This window comes from Stenomitos frigidus ULC18 (assembly GCF_003003795.1).
GTDB lineage: Bacteria > Cyanobacteriota > Cyanobacteriia > Leptolyngbyales > Leptolyngbyaceae > Stenomitos > Stenomitos frigidus_A.
On the sequence record NZ_PVWK01000015.1, the window covers coordinates 1 to 17,320 of the forward strand.

The following is a 17,320-nucleotide window of genomic DNA, read 5'->3' on the forward strand; positions in this document are numbered from 1 at the left end:
AACGCTTGTGCCTTACTTTTTGCAAGAACATAAGAATATTCTAGAAGCTTGGGTAAATTCTTTGCCAGAAATCTCCTAAGTGTTCTCTCCCTTTTTACCCCTTTGAAAAAACAAAGTCTATACTCTGGCAAAGTATAAAAATGAAAATCGGCTGAGAATGAACTAAAAGTTTTCTTGCTGAAATATCAGCATTTCAGACTGAGATTCATAGAAATTAATCATTTTGAGATCGCGCCTTCCGGCAACAATCGTCTTTGTGGCCAACAAGAATGGATGCCAAGGAGAACTCTCATGTCACTTGAAGGTAAAGTTGCACTGATTACGGGCAGTAGTCAGGGAATTGGTCAGGGAATTGTTTTACGTTTGGCACAAGAAGGTGCTGATGTTGTCATCAACTATCGCTCTCATCCAGAAGGTGCCGAGGAAACTCTGGAAAAGGTGAAAGCGATCGGTGGCAAATGCTACATGGCAGAGTGCCCACACTCTCGTGGTCATACAATCCAAGCCGATTTAGGCAGTGTGGTGATGGTACGGGAGCTCATCACAGAAAGCATTGAGCATTTTGGCAAGCTAGATATTTTGGTGAACAATGCTGGCATCGAAAAACACGCGCCCTTCTGGGAAGTCACTGAAGCCGATTACGATGCGGTGCTGAATGTCAATTTGAAAGGCGTGTTTTTTGCCACGCAAACCTTTGTGCAGCATCTGCTTGCAACCAAACGCCCTGGAAAGGTGATCAATATCAGTTCCGTGCATGAGGATTTACCCTTTCCCAATTTCGCCGCGTACTGCGTTAGCAAGGGTGGCATGAAAATGTTTACCCGAAATCTGGCAGTGGAATTGGGTGCACTGGGCATCACGATTAACAATGTGGCACCTGGGGCAATTGAGACACCCATTAACACTAAACTGCTCAATGACCCTGAAAAGTTGGGTGCATTGCTCAAAAATATTCCGTTGGGTCGGTTGGGGCAACCACAGGATGTTGCTTCTCTGGTGTCATTCCTGGCTTCATCCAATGCTGATTACATCACAGGCAGCACGTTTTTTGTGGATGGTGGGTTGCTTTGGAATTATCAGGAGCAGTAGTCATGGCAAATGCTCCTTTGTTTATTCCTGTGATTCTTGGCACTCCTCGCCAAGGTCGCCAGAGTGAATATGTTGCTAACTTTCTCGTGGAGCAGATTAGTCTACGAGAAGATGTGGAAACCGAATTGATTGATATTCGTACGATCGCGATCGTCACCGATGATGCAGGCGAGTCAATCAAAGATCCCCAGTTCTCTGCCACGATGGAGCGAGCTGATGGCTTAATCATTGTTGTACCAGAGTACAACCACGGCTATCCTGGTTTGCTCAAGCATGTCCTCGATACTTGCCTAAAGGAATACATTCACAAAGCCGCTGGTTTGTGCGGCGTTTCCGCCGGTCCCTTTGGTGGTACGCGAGTGATTCAAAATCTGTTACCTGTGATGCGCGAGTTGGGGCTAATGACCATCTTCTATGACCTCAACTTCGGCAATGTGCAAAAGCTGTTTGATGAATCTGGCAATTTAATCGACAAGCCGACCTACATTCGTCGCATGGAACGGTTCATGGAAGAACTGGTTTGGATGTCCACGGTGCTTCGCTATGGACGACAGGAAGTGGATTTAAGTAAGAAGCCTGCTGAAACAACGATGATTCATCATGCCAATAAACCCTGTCCTGAGCTAGCTGCTCGCACGGGGCCTGATGCCATGGATACGGTGCTTCAAGTCAGCCAGTCTACCCAAACTGACAAGGTGGAAACTACGCCATGAATGTTTTACGCCGCCATTATCCGGAATATTTGATGGAAGCTGCGGGTTTGGGACTTTTCATGATTTCTGCAAGCGTGGTCACAGCCATCCTAGAGCATCCAGCTTCATTGGTTCATCAGGCAATTACTAACCCATTGTTGCGCCGTTTGATCATTGGGGTGGCGATGGGATTAACCGCGATCGCCATCATCTATTCCCCGTGGGGTAAACAATCTGGAGCACATATCAATTCAGTCGTAACCCTTACCTTCTTCCGACTGGGCAAGATTAAACCCATGGATGCCCTCTTCTATATCGTGGCGCAATTTTTCGGTGCCTTGCTGGGAGTGCTATTGGCAGCAAGAATTCTGGGAGATGCGATCGCCGATCCAAACGTGAGTTATGTTGTCACGGCTCCTGGGGCGGGCGGCGCAGGCATTGCCTTTCTGGCAGAACTCATCATTTCCTTTGGGGTCATGATGATGATTCTAGTGGTTTCCAACACACCCAAACTGGCTCGCTTCACTGGGGTATTTGCAGGGATACTCATTGCAACCTACATCACGTTGGAGGCTCCGCTGTCGGGTATGAGCATGAATCCAGCCCGGACACTAGCATCGGCAATTCCGGCTCACAACTGGACAGCCATCTGGGTCTACTTTACGGCACCGTTGTTGGGGATGTTGTCAGCGTCTGAGGTTTATGTTCGGTTGAGGGGATGGAGCGCAGTCCGGTGTGCCAAACTCCACCATCATAACAATAAACGCTGTATTTTCCGCTGCGGCTATCGAGCACAGAGTATGGGTAATGGCTCGCAGCTATTGAGCGACAAATTGGTGTAGAGGTTAGTCATTTGTCGCCTGTTCTTAAATTTTCCAATGATCACTGGATGACCACCAACCAAGTATTCATCAGGAGTGAAGTATGTTTGAAAGTCTGGGGAGCATTCAGAATCCATTCGCCAGAAGTTTAACCGCAGCATTTACAACTCTCTCAGTGATTACCCTCACTTCTGCGATCGCCATTGGCGTAACAAAGTCAAAAGATGAATCTGCTTATAAGGCAGCGTTATATTCTTCCTTAATTGGGGCAGGGTGCGGTGCAGTATTTGGTTTAGCGTATACAAATCGGGGGAATCAGCCAAAAACTGCACAAGCTTTACCGGACGAACAAGCGAATCAATTGGTTGAGAATACTACCTGGAGGGATTGGCGTAACTTTGTCGTTGTTCGCAAAGTCAAAGAAAGTGAGGAAATCACATCATTCTACTTAAAACCAGAAGATAAGGGTGAAATTCCAAACTTTCAACCAGGGCAATTTCTGACGATTAAGTTAGAGATTCCTGGACAGACAAGACCTGTCATTCGTACCTATTCATTATCGGACTATCCCGAACCTTGCGATTATTACCGTTTATCGATTAAACGAGAACCGATGCCTCCAGGCTTAGATGTGATGCCAGGAATTGCCTCAAATTTTATGCATGATCATGTTCATGAAGGTTCGGTGATTCCGGCAAAGCCATCCAGCGGTAAGTTTATTCTAGAAGTGCAAACGTCTATACCCGCAGTGCTCATCAGTAATGGTGTCGGTATTACACCGATGATGAGCATGGCAAAAGCGGTGACTCGTCTCAATCCACAGCGACCCCTTTGGTTTCTGCATGGGGCGCGGGATGGCAGCTTTCATGCCTTTCGAGATGAGGTCAGGGCGATCGCAGAGCAAAACCCAATTTAACCATTCATTTTGCCTACAGTCGTCCGAGAGAGGAAGATACTGGTCATTATCACCGCACTGGCTATGTGGATGTTGACTTAATTCAATCCTTGGTCATAGAAGAAGCAGAGTATTTCCTATGTGGTTCTCCCCCATTTCTAGAATCGATTCGCGCAGGCTTAAAAGATGCTGGTGTACCCGAAAGTCAAGTCTTTTTTGAGCTGTTTACAAAGGCAAGTAAGACAGCCAGCGATCGCCCAGATGCTGAAGTTAATGGTGACAACGTTAAAGTAGCGGAGATTGTCTTTGCCCAATCAAATCAAACCATTACCTGGCAAGCTGACACAGAAAGTCTTCTCGAATTTGCTGAAGCCAATGGTTTAAACCCTCCCTACAGTTGTCGTCAAGGAATCTGTGGCACCTGCGAGTGCAAACTTCTAGAGGGTGAAGTGGAGTACCAAACAACTCCCACAGCAACCGTTGAGGACGGTTCGGTACTGATTTGCATCTCTAAACCAAAAACCGCAAAAGTTGTCCTTGACCTATAGGAGCAGGTTTAGACATCTGAGCAAAACTCTCAGCCAGCCTTCAACTTTCAATCAGATAGATCAATCATACTGACCCATCATTTCCATCTTTACTCGTGATTCTCTTCAATATGGAGCACATAAAATGGCTACAAATAACCATTACGATATCATTATCATTGGGACTGGAGCAGGGGGCGGCACCCTGGCTTATCGCCTAGCTCAAAGCGGCAAAAAAATTCTCGTACTGGAACGCGGTCCCTTTTTGCCCAGAGAGAAAGAGAACTGGGACGTGAAAACTGTGTTTAATAGCGATCGCTATCATAACTCTGAAGTCTGGTATGACAGAGACGGAAACGAACTTCACCCCGGCATGAGTTACTTTGTGGGTGGCAACACAAAAGTCTATGGTGCAGCCTTGTTTCGGCTGCGGGAAAAAGACTTTGAAGCATTCCAGCACTGCGATGGCATTTCACCAGCATGGCCCCTAAAGTACAAAGATTTTGAACCCTACTATGTAGAAGCGGAGAAACTTTATCAGGTACATGGTAAGAGTGGGGAAGACCCCACTGAGCCCTTCCGCAGTGAAGAGTTTCCCTATCCCGCTGTCAGTCATGAAACACGCATTGAAGAAGTTTCAGAGGTCTTAAAGTCTAAAGGTCTGAAGCCTTACCATACGCCCGTTGGTATTCACTTGAATGAAGCACAGCGCTATCTCAGCCAGTGTATTCGATGCAATACCTGCGATGGGTTTCCGTGCCTGGTTCATGCTAAGTCAGATGCCGAAGTCAGTACGGTTCGTCCCGTTATGGGACAGGAGAATGTGACGCTACTGACAGAAGCAAGGGTGCTGAAACTGCACACTAGCGCTTCTGGACGCGAAATCTCTAGCGTTGAGGTAGAAGTCCGTGACCCCGAATCAAGGCAGGTACAGGTGCAGCAGTTTTCTGGTGATATTGTGGTGATCGCCTGTGGTGCGGTCAACTCCTCGGTTCTCTTGCTCAAATCTGCGAATGAACAGCATCCCCATGGACTCGCTAACAGTTCTGATCTGGTCGGACGCAATTTTATGAAACACGTCCTGGGTTCCATCATTGGTGTCAGTAAAAAACCGAACCCGACCAAGTTTCAAAAAACCCTCTCCATCAATGATTTTTACTGGGGTGAGAGCGATTATGAATATCCAATGGGACAAATTCAAACACTGGGTAAAGTCAGCAAAGAAGCCTTGGAAGGCAATGCAGCCGCCTACGCACCGCTGACTCCTGAAGAGGTTGCCACGCATTCAATCGATTGGTGGCTCACGGTGGAAGATTTGCCTGATCCCAACAATCGCATTCGGGTGGATGGTGACCAAATCATTTTGGAGTATACCGAAAATAATTCGGAATCCTACGATCGCTTAGAACAGCGCTGGATCGAAATCCTCAAGTCGATTGAATGCGGTCAGTCCATTATGCCAAACTGCTCTTACTTTGTAGATGCAGGTCAAACTTATACAGGCAGACTGCCACTCAGCGGCGTTGGACATCAGGTTGGCACCTGTCGCTTTGGCGACGATCCCACGACCTCAGTGCTGGATCTCAATTGCCGCACTCACGATATTGACAACCTCTACATTACAGACGGTAGCTTCTTCTGCTCCAGTGGTGCTGTCAACCCTACTCTAACAATCATTGCCAATGCGTTACGAGTGGGCGATCATCTGATCGATCGCATGCAATAGGACATCACGGTATGGCAATTGCTTTTGGTTGGCTTACAATTTTACAACATAGTATCCTTCTTGAACTTGCGGCTGAAACTACTGTTAGCCCAACGTTGGGTCTGACTCGTTCCTCAGAAAGCTTTTTACAGGAATTCGCACTGTTTTTAAAGATTGTTCTGGAATTCATTGCCATCCTGATTATTGCCGTTTCATTGGTGGTGGCACTCCAAAAGCTGATTCGCCAAAAGCAGAAACGGTTTCAATCGACGCAGCAGGCAATTCGCTTAGAGCTTGGCATCTCTCTAGCACTTTCGCTAGAGTTTCTTCTCGCCGCCGATATCGTGAGCACAGCGGTTTCGCCAAGTTGGGATGCGATCGCACGTCTGGCTGCGATTACAGGTATCCGTACATTTCTCAACTTCTTCCTACAGAAAGAAGTGAAGGAGCTACAGGCAATGGATCAACGGCTACTGCAACAGAAGCATGAGTTGAACGCGCAAGAAAATGGTTAATCAATGGAGTCATAACAATGAAAGCATGGCAGACGATCGCTAAAATTCCTCCTGATGCATTAGTCGAAAGTAGGCTGCAACTGCATTATGCCATTCAGTTTATTGCAGCTACAGGCACGGCATTGGCAGAACCACTCCCAGACTATAGCCATACCAGTTTGGCATGGCATCCGGTTTTAGAAGTGTTTGTTGGCTCTGCCATTCAAGCACCACAGCCGTTCCAAGTGGCACTTGATCCAGTGAGACTCAAATTAATCCTCTTGAATCAGCAGAGCGAAACGATCGCTGCTTTACCATTGCCTGGAAAAACAATGGCAGCAGGGTTGAACTGGCTTCAACAAGAGCTTTCTCAACTGGGTGTCGATGGCAACAAAATTGCGTTTCTGGATTATCCCCCTGATGACTTTCCTGATCATCCCCTTGCTTACGGTGCTTCCTTTGATATCCATCAGGCATTGGCGTTGGGTGAACTGGCAAATTACTACGCCAATACCGCTCCGCTCTTTGAGGCAATCATTGCTACGACCGAGGATGCGACTGCTACCCGTATTTGGCCGCATCACTTTGATATGGCAACGCTCATCATGCTTCCCGGTATTAAAAACGGCAGCCCACTCACAGTCGGAGTGGGCTTATCGCCTGGAGATACCAACTACAACGAACCGTATTGGTATGTATCTCCCTACCCGTATCCAGATACAGCCAGCCTTCCTGCCCTCGATCGTGATGGCTTTTGGCACACTCAGCATTGGGTGGGGGCTGTACTGCCTGCTTCTCGACTCGCTGAGTCTATCAGTGCTGAAGCCCAACAGCCACAGGTTGAGGCATTCTTACAGGCTGCATTGAGAACATCAATTGCCCTCCTGAAGTCCGAATCGCCTGCTGAGGTTTGACCATGCCGACACAATTCACTAAAACATTCAAACGATTGCTCCTCGCTGTGGTTGCCTTTGCCGTGATTGTTGCAGCACCGCAACTTGAGGCAGGCTCCCAGACGTCTCGGCAGAGCGCTGCCATTCCGACTCAATTAGCTCAACTACAGACAGTGCAGAACGCTGTCGTTGCTGTAGAGTCTGTGGGCATGACGGTTTCGGATATGGATCGGGCCGTTGATTTCTACTCAAATGTCTTGTCCTTCAAGAAGATCTCTGATGTGGAAGTTCTGGGCACAGAGTATGAGCAATTGCAAGGGCTATTTGGGGTGCGGCTGCGAGTGGTAAAACTGCAACTCGGCAATGAATTGATTGAGTTGACGGAATACCTGACACCGAAAGGGCGACCGATTCCCATTGACTCACGCAGTAACGATCGCTGGTTTCAACATATTGCGATCGCAGTGAGCGATATGGACAAAGCCTACCAACACTTACGCAAATACAAAGTACAATATGCGTCCACCGCTCCCCAGCGCATTCCTGATTCCAACAAAGCTGCCGCAGGCATTCGTGCGTTTTACTTTAAAGATCCAGACGGGCACAATTTAGAGATTATTTACTTTCCGCCTGGAAAGGGCGATCCGAAATGGCAGAAACCAACAAAGCAGATCTTTTTGGGCATTGACCACACGGCGATCGTGGTCTCCAACACAGCCGCCAGCCTCAAGTTCTACCGGGATTTGCTCGGTCTACAAGTGGCAGGGGAAAGCATGAATTACGGCACCGAGCAGGAACATCTCAACAATGTGCAAGGCGCACAATTACACATTACCGGGCTGCGCTCTCCCGCTGGACCCGGCATTGAGTTTTTGGAATACCTGGAACCAAAGGATGGGCGATCGCTCCCTATAGATGCCAAACCGAATGATTTGCTGCATTGGCAAACGACGTTGGTGGTGAAGGATATAGAGGCGATCGCCCAACGGTTACGCCTGAACCAATCCACTTTTGTTTCTCCCAGCATTGTCACTATTCCGGAAAAAGCCTTGGGTTTCAAAAAAGGAGTTCTCGTTAGAGACCCCGATGGTCATACGATGCGATTGGTTGAGAAGTAGAAAAAGGGGTTTTTCCAATAGGAAATGTCTGTCAAATGGCTTCTTCCTATTTAATATCAGCTTCTCATTCCTTCTTCAGCAAAGCTTTAGCTAATCCATTCTTGTTTTCAGGCGAGTTTCAGATAGTTGGAATTTAATCATAGTCAGACTTCAAGCAATACGCTCTTCCAAGGAGATGACTATGCAATTTCGCAACCTTGCCATTGGCACAGTTTTAGCGATCGCTACCGCCGTAGGCACCCAATCTGCTGCCTTATCCTTTAACTTCCGAGTACCCACTCATCCAACTTTATCTGAAGTTGCCGCACCGAGGGCAAACATGCCCCAGACAAGCAACGCCACTCGATTCAAAGTTCGCATTGAAAACATCTCAATCACGAATAGCTTTACCGCTTCCAACGGGGCAAAGTGGACACTCGACTTCTCTCCTGGGGTCTGGTTGATCTCAAACAACGATGCTCCGCTGTTTACAGTGGGTCAGAAAGACCGAGGACAGGGCATTGAAGCGATCGCGGAAGATGGCGATCCAACGAATCTGGCAAAAGCGTTACAGAGCCAAAAGGGTGTGCAATCCAGCGGTATCTTCAACACCGCAGTGGGTGCCGCAAAGGCGGGTGGCATCCGTCCTGGTCAAGTATTTGAGTTTACGGTCACAGCATCCCCAGGGCAAAAGCTATCGCTTGTCACTATGTTTGGACAATCCAATGATTGGTTCTACGCGCCACAATCAGGAATCGCGCTCTTTGATGCGAGCGGTAAACCCATTCAGGGTGACGTTACCCCCCAAATGAGTCTCTGGAATGCGGGCACCGAAGTGGATGAAGAACCTGGCATTGGACCCAATCAAGGTCCCCGTCAAAAGGCTCCCAATACAGGCGTAGATGAAAATGGCATGGTGCAAGCAGTACAGGATCAAGCTGCCTATGCACAGACGAGTCAAGTGATGCGGGTCACCATCACACCAGAACGCTAAGGAATGAGAATTAAATAAGATACGGATTTGTCGTAGGGGCGCACGGTTGTGCGCCCTCCGGCGAATCTAATTTGTGGAAGTTATTTAATTCGTGATCCTAAGCAATGCAGATTGATGAAGCTGGGCATTCTCGTGCGAGTACGACATAAGAATGCCCATGCACAGAGTTTGCATTCCCGAAGCTATTTAATTCAAACCTTTGATCATACCGAAATAGGAGCTATTCATCATGAAAACGCTGATTCATGGCATTGCAGTGGCACTGGCTTTGTCTACATTCGTTCCGACTATTCACGCTCAAGTGCTCAATAGTAGAGAAACAGCGATTGTGGCTCAGGCTCAAGTTGTCAATAAGAAGGCGCTGACCTTGGAAGGCGCGAAGACCGTGATTGCAGCTGCGATCGCGGCTGCCAAACAAAAGCAAGCACCCGGAGGCGCGATCGCCGTTGTTGATGATGGTGGAACCTTAGTTGCGCTAGAACGGCTAGACAACACCTTTGGAGCGGCAGCGAATGTTTCCATCGGCAAAGCCCGTACCGCTGCAATTTTCAAACACCCCACCAAGTTTTTTGAAGATGCCATCAGAAATGGTCGCACTTCACTGGTTGCGATGGCAGACTTCACACCATTGCAAGGGGGGGTGCTGATTGAAGTGGATGGTCAGATCATTGGCGCGATTGGAGTCAGTGGTACTGCCAGTGCTCAACAAGACGAAGACATCGCGATCGCTGGTGCCAATGCCATCAAGTAATCGTTGATCATGGGTCGCAATACATTTTTTGATTACTGGAGATTGATTATGAAACATCGAATTCCATTTCTCTTGCTTTCCATTATGACGGCATTGGTAGTTCAATCTGCTAGAACTGTTGCCCAAGTCACGGCTGATGTCCCGGCGGGAAATCCGGTCGCTGTGATTAATTTAGCAACATCCGCAGGCACGCAATTGATCAAAGGTCAGTGGCGTTATAGCGATGCCAACATCGTCCCGGCTGATTTCCGAGGTCCCGGTGCAGATCGCAAAGCATCAGGAGCACCGAATAAAACCTACGACATTACGCCTCATGCGGGTGTGATGAATTTTGATGATTCTCAATGGGAAGCGATCGCTCCTGATACCCTTGATCAGCGCCGCTGCGCTGGAAAACTCTGTTTCAATTGGTATCGCCTTAACCTGACCATTCCACAAAAAGTTGGCAACTTTGATCCCACAGGCGCTGATATCGTGTTTGAAATTGTGGTCGATGACTATGCCGAGGTCTGGGTCAACGGACAATTACCATTGGTCTTGGGGCAAACGGGTGGGTCACTAATCAAGGGCTACAATGCACCGAATCGAGTCTTGGTGGCACGTAATGTCAAGCCAGGACAGCAGTTTCAGCTTGCGGTGTTTGGTGCCAATGGTCCTCTTTCCAATCCACCAAGCAATTTCATCTGGATTCGATCGGCGACTCTAGATTTCTACAAGCCCTCGGTGATTGGCAAACTTCCAGACAATGCCAGCCTTAAAATTGATCGACTGGATCCGGCATTGGATGCGATCGTCCCCCCCAACACCAAGCTCGAAAAGCTCGCCACTGGCTTTCAATTCACCGAAGGTCCAGTTTGGATAAAGGATGGCGGCTACCTGCTGTTCAGTGATCCAAACGCGAACACGATTTATCGCTGGTTAACCGATGGTCAAGTTTCCGTCTTTCGCACCAAAAGCGGTTATACAGGGGTAGATATCGGTGAATATAAACAACCTGGCTCTAACGGGCTGACGCTCGACAAAGAGGGTCGGTTAACCATCAACGAACATGGCAATCGGCGCATCACCCGCTTGGAAAAGAATGGGGTGCTAACGGTACTTGCCGATCGCTACGAAGGAAAACGTCTCAACAGCCCGAATGATCTGGTTTATCGCTCAGATGGTGCCCTGTTCTTTACCGATCCACCGTTTGGCTTACCGAAAGTGTTTGAAGATTCCCGTAAGGAGCTACCTTACAGCGGTGTGTATTGCCTCAACAATGGCAAGCTCAAACGACTCACCAAAGAGTTGAATGGGCCCAACGGCATTGCCTTCTCACCCGATGAGAAGTATCTGTACGTGGGTAATTGGGATGAGAAGTTCAAGGTCGTCATGCGGTACGAGGTTAATCCCGATTGCAGTGTGTCCAACGGCAAGGTGTTCTATGACATGACGAAAGCGCCAGGGGAGGACGCGATCGATGGCATTAAAGTCGATCAGCAAGGCAACCTCTATGTTTCTGGACCTGGCGGCTTGTGGATTTTATCACCCCAAGGAAAGCATCTGGGCACGATCGTCGGTTCCGAACATCCTCACAACCTTACCTGGGGTGATGCCGATGGCAAAACGCTGTATTTAGCAGCCCAAACCAGCATCTACCGGATTCGGTTAAATATTCCCGGCATTCATCCCTAGAATGTCTTTAGAACAAATGTGAAGAGTGCTTGCTTTTCAGCAATCAATCAACAATATTGAGCTTGTCTAAGCTATAGAGCTTATCTGAGCCGGACTAAGCAATGGTTACGATCCCGGGCTATCAAGTTGTTGAGCAGTTGTATGAAAGTCCCCGATCGTTCATCTACCGGGGGGTGCGCGAATCCGATCGCCTCCCGGTGATCTTGAAGACACTGAAGCAAGAGTATCCCTCTCCAGAGGCGATCGCGCGCTTGCGGTTGGAATACACTATTACCCACAGCCTGGATCTGGCAGGGGTGGTTAAAGCCTATAGCTTGGAGTCTTACGCTCGTGGACTGGCGATCGTTTTGGAGGACTTTGGGGGTGTCGCTCTGAGTCACTTGCTACAGCAGCGATCGTTTACCCTGGTCGAGGTTCTCAACCTGGCGATTCAAACCACCCAAATCCTGGGTGACATCCACCCGAAAAACATCATCCACAAGGACATCAACCCATCTAACATTGCTTTCAATCTAACGACAGGACAGGTCAAAATCATTGATTTTGGCATTGCCGCTATCTTGTCGCGAGAAAACCCGACTTTGAGTAACCCTAAGGTGATCGAGGGCACCCTCGCCTATTATGTCTCCAGAGCAAACGGGTCGCATGAACCGGGTGATGGATTACCGCACGGATTTCTATTCCCTGGGAGCCATGCTGTATCAGTTGTTATGCGATCGCCTACCCTTTGTCACCAACGATGCCTTGGAAATGGTGCATTGTCACATTGCTAAACAGCCAATGCCACCCAAGACAATCAACCCCGCAATCCCGGTAGTGGTCTCTGACCTGGTGATGAGGCTCCTGGCAAAAGTTGCCGAAGATCGGTATCAGAGTGCCTGGGGCATTCAGGCAGATTTGCAACGTTGCTTGCAGCAGTTGCAAACTCACGGCAAGGTTGCTGCCTTTCCCCTGGCTGAGCACGATCGGTCTGACCGCTTCCAAATTCCCCAAAAGCTATATGGCAGAGAAGCAGACGTAAAGACGTTGTTGACAGCTTATGAGCGGATTGCCAACGGCAGTTGTGAACTGATCCTGGTATCTGGTCATGCAGGCATTGGCAAGTCAGCCTTAGTCCAGGAACTTTACCGACCCATGACCCAGCAACGGGGTTATTTGATCGCTGGAAAATTCGACCCGTTTCACCGCGACAAACCTTATACCTCCCTGATTGCAGCTTTTCGTGACCTGATTCGTCAACTCCTGTCTGAAACGGCAGAGGAGATTACCCGCTGGCGAGAGCACCTATTACTGGCTCTGGGAGACAATGGTCAGATCATCATCGACGCAATCCCTGAAGTGCAGCTCATTCTGGGTGAACAGCCTGCTGTGCCCGATCTGCCTCCAACCGCAGCCGAAAATCGCTTTAATCTTGCCTTACAAAATTTTGTCCGGGTGTTTACTCAACCCGATCATCCCCTAGTCATTTTTCTGGATGATGTACAGTGGGCTGATCTCGCCTCTCTCAAGTTGATTCAGCGCTTGATTACCGCTCCAGATCGTCAATACCTGATGGTGATTGGTGCCTATCGAGACAATGAAGTCACGGCAAGCCATCCCCTCATGACAACGCTGAATCAAGTCCAACAGGCAGGAGTTTCAAGCCATGCCATTACCCTTTCAGCATTGCAGATTGCCCATGTGAATCAACTGATTGCTGATACGGTCAACTGTGAATTAGCGGAGGCATTGCCTCTGGCAGAACTGCTGATGCAAAAGACGGATGGCAATCCATTTTTGTCGAATGAGCTACTGAAATCCCTTTACCAGGAAGAGTACCTTAATTTTGATCCACAGCAGGGGCGATGGTTGTGGGATCTGAATGCAATTCAGGCTGCCCAGCTAACAGATAATGTGGTGGAGTTGATGGTTGGTAAAATTCAAAAGCTACCATCCCTTGCTCAACAACGCCTGACGTTGGCGGCTTGCATTGGCTACCAGTTTGATTTAGGGACTCTAGCGATCGTCAGTGAACAGTCCCTCACGGAAGCGGCGGCTGATCTGTGGGACGCGCTACAAGCTGTTCTGATTGTGCCGATCGGGAATGATTACAGGCTCTTCCAGTCGGTCAATCTCATGGAACATGAATCGATCAATGGGCTGAAGCAGCAGACAAGTTTCCATTCCTCTCCCGCCTATCGCTTTGCCCACGATCGGGTGCGGCAAGCAGCCTATGCGCTCATTTCTGAAGCTCAACGGAAACCAATTCATCTCAAAGTGGGACAATTGCTGTGGCAAGCCACGCCAGCAGACGGCTTAGAAAGCAACGTTTTTGACATTGTTAACCACCTGAATGTTGGCTTAGATTTAATTCTGGATCAGACCCAGAAGCATGAATTAGCCGCACTCAATTTACTGACGGGTCAGTCTGCTCAGGCATCCGTCGCCTATGAAACTGCTGCCAACTATTTAACGATTGGTCGTCGCTTGCTAAGTGCCACCAGTTGGAGTCAGGCTTATGAGTTGACGCTGGCTCTGTATGTGACCTCGACAGAAGTTGCCTACCTGTGCAGCGACTTCGAGCAAATGGAAGCGCTGGCAGCAGTGGTGTTGCAACAGACCAACGCCCCACTCGATCAGGTGACGATTTACCAAATCCAAATGCGGGCTTGCATCACCCAGGGCCGCATGGCGGAGGCGATCGCGATCGCCCTCAAGGCGCTGAGCCTTCTGGACGTTCCTATTCCACCTAATCCTGCGCTGACCGACATTGTGGAACAAGCCACGCAAACGAAACGGGCCTTGGCAGGAAAGGCGGTTGAAGATCTGCTTCAGCTACCCAAGATGACTGATCCGCTGAAACTGGCTGCCATGAAGACGATCGCTTGCGTCTGCACACCCACTTACTTCACCGCGCCTCATCTGTGGCAACTGATGGTGTTCCAAAAAATGCAGCTCTCCCTGCAATATGGCAACGCACCGGGTTCAGCCTTTGGCTATGCCGACTATGGCATGGTGCTTTGTGGCGTTGAAGATAACTTGGATCAAGGCTATCAGTTTGCTCAGCTGGCATCCCATCTCCTGCCCCAACTGAATGCTAAAGAATTTGTTCCCAAAACCTTGCTTCTGGTCAATATCTACCTGCGCCATTGGAAAGAGCATCTTCGGGAAACCCTAGACCCGCTCTTGGATGCCTATCAGCAGGGCTTAGAAACGGGAGATTTGGAATACGCTACGGCGGCGATCGCCTTTCGGTTTTACCATGCCTATTTAGTGGGCAAGCCGTTGCCAGAGCTGGACGCGGAAATGGCTACCTATGCAGAGACAATTCGTCAGTTCAACCAACCACGGGCTGTGAATTTAACCAGCATTTACCATCAAGCCATTTTAAATTTGATGGAGCGATCCGCGCATCCCTGTGCTTTAGTCGGTACCAGCTATAACGAAATTGAACAGTTGCCCCAGCATCTTGCCAGAAACGATCGAAGTACGCTGTTTCATCTGTATCTCAACAAGCTGATGCTGCATTACTGGTTTCAGGATTATACCCAGGCGACTCAAGCTGCCGCCACTGCAACCCAACTTTTAAGCGATGGGGCGATGGGTCTGCTGGTGGTTCCCATTGCTTACTTTTATGATGCCCTGGCGCATCTTGCCATTTTTGCAGATGGCTCCCCAGATGAACAACAGCAAATCCTGGACAAGGTTGCCAGTAATCAGCAGAAAATGCAGCATTGGGCAGACCATGCGCCGATGAACTATCAGCACAAGTTTGAACTCGTAGAAGCTGAACGCTACCGCATTCTGGGAAACCCCCTGGCAGCGATGGAAGCCTACGATCGTGCTATTGACCTGGCTACTCAGCATCACTATCGCCAGGAAGCAGCCCTGGCGAACGAATTAGCGGCTAAGTTCTACTTAGACAGAGGACAAAGCAAAGTCGCCCCAGTTTACTTACTAGAGGCTCACTATACCTATCAGCAATGGGGAGCTGTTGCTAAGGTCAAGGATTTAGAGCAACGCTATCCCCAGCTTTTGAGCGATCGTCCCACACGCAGCCAATCCAGTACCCTCAGTCAGGTTCGAGCTACTTCGCCAGACACCTCCAGCAGCACCGAATCTGCCGTTCTGGATCTGGACACGCTTATGAAAGCGGCTCAAACGCTTGCAAGTGAAATTGTGCTGGATCAATTGCTGGCCAATTTGATGAAGATTTTGCTGGAAAATGCTGGTGCTGAGCGGGGCTACTTAATTTTAGAAACCCAGGGCAAACTGCTGATTGAGGCCGAGCGCGTGATCCATCATGCGGCTACGGCAGATACGCCTCAAGAACAGGTGGCGGTCTTACAATCCCTTCCACTTGAAGATGCCATCACCTCACATCGTCCTCTTGCCATCAAAATTATCCATTATGTGGTTCGTACCCATGAAAGCGTCGTCCTCAACCATGCGACTCAGGACGGTACGTTCACCCAGGATCCCTATATCATCCAGTATCAGCCCAAGTCTATCCTCTGCACTCCGTTGATGCATCAGGGCAAACTCTCCGGTATTCTCTATGTGGAAAACAATCTCACGATCGATGCCTTTACGCCTGAGCGTCTGGAGGTCTTACAACTCCTTTCAGTCCAGGCGGCGATCGCGCTTGAAAATGCTCGCTTGTACCACCAGTTAGAACAGCGGGTACAGGAACGAACGGCAGAACTCTTCCGAGCCAATCAGCAACTCCAGGAAAATGAGCAGCAAATCTTGCAAGCTCTGGAAAAAGAGCGGGAACTCAATTTGCTCAAGTCGAAATTTGTTTCCATGGTGTCCCACGAATTCCGCAATCCCATGACGACCATTGGCGGTTGTGCCAAGGCGCTGCAAAATCCCAATCGTCATCTGCAAGAAGCCCAGAAAGAGACTTACTTTAAACTGATTCAAGACTCGATCACTGATATGCTGCGACTGCTGGATGAAGTTCTGGTACTGGGTAGAACCGAAGCCGGAGGGCTGCAATACAACCCGAAACCTATGAACCTGAAACAGTTCTGCCAGGGACTGACCGAAACTCTACAGGTAAATCTCAGCGAACAGCAGACTCTGACCCTCACCTATCAGGGAGAAGACAACCAGGTCACGATGGACAGTACCTTGATGCAGCATATCCTGAGCAATCTACTCTCCAATGCTATCAAGTATTCTCCCCAGGGTGGGCAGATTCGCTTTGATGTAACCTGTGAGAGAACGATGGCAACCTTTCAAATTCAGGATCAGGGCATTGGTATTCCGTCTAAAGACCAGGAACGATTGTTTGAAACCTTCCACCGGTCCAGCAATGTTGGCGAAATTCAGGGAACAGGGTTAGGACTCGCGATCGTCAAACGATGCGTTGATTTGCACCAGGGACAAATTCATCTAGCCAGTGAAATGAACGTTGGCACAACTGTGACAGTGATGTTGCCAGTCGCTTCCGATTGACAAGAGTCATGCTTTCAAGCGGTTGCATTGCCCAAGCCTGGACAGTTGCAGAAGTATTGCGCGCCTGATTTGCAACCAAGAAAGTTTAGGAGTGGAAATAGTCTAGCTTCCACTCCTTTCTGCTCTTTCTATGCCCGCTGCGGCATTTCACTCACAATTGCACCGTTGCATTGCCGTTCATCAAATTCTAAGCTTGCCCTCAGTCTTTCTACTGATTTATGAGTCGATACTTCAGTTAGCAAATGA

14 protein-coding genes are annotated in these 17,320 nt (G+C 48.9%); all 14 read left to right on the forward strand.

Going from position 1 to position 17,320, the window contains the following annotated elements; translation table 11 throughout:
* Nucleotides 1-291: 291 nt before the first annotated feature.
* The 14 genes from C7B82_RS03145 (at nucleotide 292) to C7B82_RS03205 (ending at nucleotide 17,074) form a co-directional block, all read left to right on the forward strand.
* Nucleotides 292-1,089, forward strand: coding sequence for an SDR family NAD(P)-dependent oxidoreductase (locus C7B82_RS03145; protein WP_106254861.1), 798 nt, complete (start codon nucleotides 292-294; stop codon nucleotides 1,087-1,089).
* Between the two features lie 2 nt (nucleotides 1,090-1,091).
* Complete coding sequence (locus tag C7B82_RS03150; RefSeq protein ID WP_106254862.1) at nucleotides 1,092-1,802, forward strand: NADPH-dependent FMN reductase; 711 nt, start codon at nucleotides 1,092-1,094, stop codon at nucleotides 1,800-1,802.
* A complete protein-coding gene (locus C7B82_RS03155) occupies nucleotides 1,799-2,623 on the forward strand; it encodes an MIP/aquaporin family protein (RefSeq protein ID WP_106254863.1) in 825 nt (274 codons plus the stop codon). The genes C7B82_RS03150 and C7B82_RS03155 overlap by 4 nt, the downstream gene beginning before the upstream one ends.
* An 82-nt stretch (nucleotides 2,624-2,705) precedes the next feature.
* Nucleotides 2,706-3,518, forward strand: coding sequence for an FAD-binding oxidoreductase (locus C7B82_RS33545; protein WP_245939708.1), 813 nt, complete (start codon nucleotides 2,706-2,708; stop codon nucleotides 3,516-3,518).
* A gap of 65 nt (nucleotides 3,519-3,583) precedes the next feature.
* A complete protein-coding gene (locus tag C7B82_RS33550; RefSeq protein WP_245939709.1) occupies nucleotides 3,584-4,045 on the forward strand; it encodes a 2Fe-2S iron-sulfur cluster-binding protein in 462 nt (153 codons plus the stop codon).
* Nucleotides 4,046-4,169: 124 nt separating this feature from the next.
* The gene (locus tag C7B82_RS03165) at nucleotides 4,170-5,750 is read left to right on the forward strand and encodes a GMC oxidoreductase (protein ID WP_106254864.1); all 1,581 of its coding nucleotides are present in this window, start codon (nucleotides 4,170-4,172) and stop codon (nucleotides 5,748-5,750) included.
* Nucleotides 5,751-5,761: 11 nt separating this feature from the next.
* Complete coding sequence (locus C7B82_RS03170) at nucleotides 5,762-6,244, forward strand: DUF1622 domain-containing protein (protein ID WP_106254865.1); 483 nt, start codon at nucleotides 5,762-5,764, stop codon at nucleotides 6,242-6,244.
* 17 nt (nucleotides 6,245-6,261) lie between these two features.
* Complete coding sequence (locus tag C7B82_RS03175) at nucleotides 6,262-7,137, forward strand: hypothetical protein (RefSeq protein WP_106254866.1); 876 nt, start codon at nucleotides 6,262-6,264, stop codon at nucleotides 7,135-7,137.
* A 2-nt stretch (nucleotides 7,138-7,139) separates the two neighbouring features.
* Nucleotides 7,140-8,234 (forward strand): VOC family protein, encoded by a 1,095-nt coding sequence (locus C7B82_RS03180; RefSeq protein ID WP_106254867.1) that lies wholly within the window; start codon nucleotides 7,140-7,142, stop codon nucleotides 8,232-8,234.
* A gap of 181 nt (nucleotides 8,235-8,415) precedes the next feature.
* Nucleotides 8,416-9,207, forward strand: coding sequence for a spondin domain-containing protein (locus C7B82_RS03185; RefSeq protein ID WP_106254868.1), 792 nt, complete (start codon nucleotides 8,416-8,418; stop codon nucleotides 9,205-9,207).
* A 229-nt stretch (nucleotides 9,208-9,436) separates the two neighbouring features.
* Entirely contained in the window at nucleotides 9,437-9,958 is a 522-nt protein-coding gene (locus C7B82_RS03190) for a GlcG/HbpS family heme-binding protein (protein ID WP_106254869.1), read from the forward strand.
* A gap of 48 nt (nucleotides 9,959-10,006) precedes the next feature.
* The gene (locus tag C7B82_RS03195) at nucleotides 10,007-11,632 is read left to right on the forward strand and encodes an SMP-30/gluconolactonase/LRE family protein (protein WP_219903971.1); all 1,626 of its coding nucleotides are present in this window, start codon (nucleotides 10,007-10,009) and stop codon (nucleotides 11,630-11,632) included.
* Nucleotides 11,633-11,733: 101 nt separating this feature from the next.
* A complete protein-coding gene (locus C7B82_RS33555; protein WP_106254871.1) occupies nucleotides 11,734-12,405 on the forward strand; it encodes a serine/threonine protein kinase in 672 nt (223 codons plus the stop codon).
* 61 nt (nucleotides 12,406-12,466) lie between these two features.
* Nucleotides 12,467-17,074 (forward strand): AAA family ATPase, encoded by a 4,608-nt coding sequence (locus C7B82_RS03205; protein WP_245939711.1) that lies wholly within the window; start codon nucleotides 12,467-12,469, stop codon nucleotides 17,072-17,074.
* Nucleotides 17,075-17,320: the final 246 nt, after the last annotated feature.

What these genes read in the sequence shown, in the direction of transcription:
- C7B82_RS03145 (WP_106254861.1), top strand. Translation starts at nt 292, where the DNA reads ATGTCACTTGAAGGTAAAGTTGCACTGATTACGGGCAGTAGTCAGGGA.
- C7B82_RS03150 (WP_106254862.1), top strand. Translation starts at nt 1,092, where the DNA reads ATGGCAAATGCTCCTTTGTTTATTCCTGTGATTCTTGGCACTCCTCGC.
- C7B82_RS03155 (WP_106254863.1), top strand. Translation starts at nt 1,799, where the DNA reads ATGAATGTTTTACGCCGCCATTATCCGGAATATTTGATGGAAGCTGCG.
- C7B82_RS33545 (WP_245939708.1), top strand. Translation starts at nt 2,706, where the DNA reads ATGTTTGAAAGTCTGGGGAGCATTCAGAATCCATTCGCCAGAAGTTTA.
- C7B82_RS03165 (WP_106254864.1), top strand. Translation starts at nt 4,170, where the DNA reads ATGGCTACAAATAACCATTACGATATCATTATCATTGGGACTGGAGCA.
- C7B82_RS03170 (WP_106254865.1), top strand. Translation starts at nt 5,762, where the DNA reads ATGGCAATTGCTTTTGGTTGGCTTACAATTTTACAACATAGTATCCTT.
- C7B82_RS03175 (WP_106254866.1), top strand. Translation starts at nt 6,262, where the DNA reads ATGAAAGCATGGCAGACGATCGCTAAAATTCCTCCTGATGCATTAGTC.
- C7B82_RS03180 (WP_106254867.1), top strand. Translation starts at nt 7,140, where the DNA reads ATGCCGACACAATTCACTAAAACATTCAAACGATTGCTCCTCGCTGTG.
- C7B82_RS03185 (WP_106254868.1), top strand. Translation starts at nt 8,416, where the DNA reads ATGCAATTTCGCAACCTTGCCATTGGCACAGTTTTAGCGATCGCTACC.
- C7B82_RS03190 (WP_106254869.1), top strand. Translation starts at nt 9,437, where the DNA reads ATGAAAACGCTGATTCATGGCATTGCAGTGGCACTGGCTTTGTCTACA.
- C7B82_RS03195 (WP_219903971.1), top strand. Translation starts at nt 10,007, where the DNA reads ATGAAACATCGAATTCCATTTCTCTTGCTTTCCATTATGACGGCATTG.
- C7B82_RS33555 (WP_106254871.1), top strand. Translation starts at nt 11,734, where the DNA reads ATGGTTACGATCCCGGGCTATCAAGTTGTTGAGCAGTTGTATGAAAGT.
- C7B82_RS03205 (WP_245939711.1), top strand. Translation starts at nt 12,467, where the DNA reads ATGAGGCTCCTGGCAAAAGTTGCCGAAGATCGGTATCAGAGTGCCTGG.